The organism is Inquilinus sp. (assembly GCF_057815775.1).
Window position 1 is genome coordinate 1 of sequence record NZ_JBYRFX010000254.1, and the last position, 1,754, is coordinate 1,754.

1 protein-coding gene is annotated in these 1,754 nt (G+C 69.2%); it reads left to right on the forward strand.

All coding sequences use genetic code 11. The features are described 5' to 3' along the window. The first annotated feature begins 171 nt into the window (after positions 1-171). Entirely contained in the window at positions 172-1,671 is a 1,500-nt protein-coding gene (locus AC3XYG_RS09040; RefSeq protein ID WP_489139488.1) for an FAD-dependent monooxygenase, read from the forward strand. The last annotated feature ends 83 nt before the right edge of the window (positions 1,672-1,754 follow it).

Here is a 1,754-nt window from a genome sequence, read left to right on the forward strand (position 1 = left end):
CGTCTTGGGGCTACGGCAGCAACGCGAGCGGCAGTAAGGGGAAGGGCGGCACCCGCTCTTCCCCCCTTCTCATATGTGGCGCGCAAGGGGCTTGCTTCAAGTCCCGGCTCCTCCCGTAGAACCGGCGTCAGCCAGATCCACGGAAATGGGAGTCCCGACATGGATATGCCGATGACCGGGCACGCGGTGGTGATCGCCGGCGGCGGCCCGACCGGCCTGATGCTGGCGGGCGAGCTGGCGCTGGCCGGCGTCGACGTCGCCATCGTCGAGCGGCGCGCCGACCAGGCCCTCGTCGGGTCCCGCGCCGGCGGCCTGCACGCCCGCACCATCGAGGTGCTCGACCAGCGCGGCATCGCCGACCGGTTCCTGGCGGAAGGGCAGAAGGCCCAGACCGCTTCTTTCGCCGGAACCCGCCTGGATCTCGGCGACTTTCCCACCCGGCATCCCTATGGGCTCGGGCTGTGGCAGAACCACATCGAGCGCATCCTGGCCGGCTGGGTGGCCGAATTGGCGGTGCCGATCCACTACGGATGCGAGGTGACGGGCTTCGTGCAGGACGACACCGGCGTCGATATCCGGCTGTCCGATGGCCGGTCGCTGCGGGCGCAGTATCTCGTCGGCTGTGACGGCGGGCGCAGCCTGGTCCGCAAGGCCGCGGGCATCGACTTCCCTGGCTGGGACCCGACGACCAGCAGCCTGATCGCCGAGGTCGAGATGACCGGGCAGCCGCCATTGGGCATCCACAAGAATGCCTTCGGCATCCACTCCTTCGGCCGGAAGGACTACCGGATCGTCGACGGCAAGATCATCTACGCGGAGGAAGGGCCGGTGGGCGTCATGGTGACCGAACGGCAGGTCGGCGCCACGACCGAACCCACCCTGCGCGATCTCAGTGCGGCGCTGATCGCGGCCTGCGGCAGCGATTACGGGATGCACAGCCCCCTCTGGATCTCCCGTTTCACCGACACGACGCGGCAGGCCGCATCCTACCGCAAGGGCCGGGTGCTGCTGGCCGGCGACGCCGCCCATGTGCATTCTCCGGACGGCGGGCAGGGGCTCAACACCGGCGTGCAGGATGCGGTGAACCTGGGCTGGAAGCTGGCCCAGGTGGTGAAGGGGATGTCGCCGGACAGCCTGCTCGACAGCTATCACGCCGAGCGCCACCCGGTCGGGGCCCGCGTGCTGCGCAACACCATGGCGCTGGTCGCCCTGCGCCGCCCGGACGACCGCATCGAGGCCGTGCGCGACAGCATGGCCGAGCTGCTCGGCATGGAGGAGCCGCGCAGGCGCTTCGCCGCGATGATGTCGGGCCTGGGCCTTCACTACGATCTCGGCGCGGGGCATCCATTGATCGGGCGCCGCATGCCCGATCTCGACCTGGTTACCGCCGGCGGCCCGCAGCGGGTCTTCTCCCTGCTGCACCAGGCCCGGCCGGTGCTGCTCAATTTCGGGGAGCCCGGCAGCGTCGACATCAGGCCCTGGGCGGATCGGGTGCAGCGGATCGATGCCCGCTATGATAGCCCGTGGGAGCTGCCGGCGATCGGGGCGGTGGCGGCCCCCGCCGCCGTGCTGGTCCGGCCCGACGGCTATGTCGCCTGGGTGGCGGATGGAACCCAGTCGGGCCTCATCGACGCGCTGACCATTTGGTTCGGGCCGCCCATTCCGGCGTAGTGCGCCGGTTTCCGCTCTATCGAATGTCATCCCGCGTTCGGCACCGCCATTCCACCTCTTCCATATATACAAATTAAATTTGT

What these genes read in the sequence shown, in the direction of transcription:
- AC3XYG_RS09040 (WP_489139488.1), top strand. Translation starts at nt 172, where the DNA reads ATGACCGGGCACGCGGTGGTGATCGCCGGCGGCGGCCCGACCGGCCTG.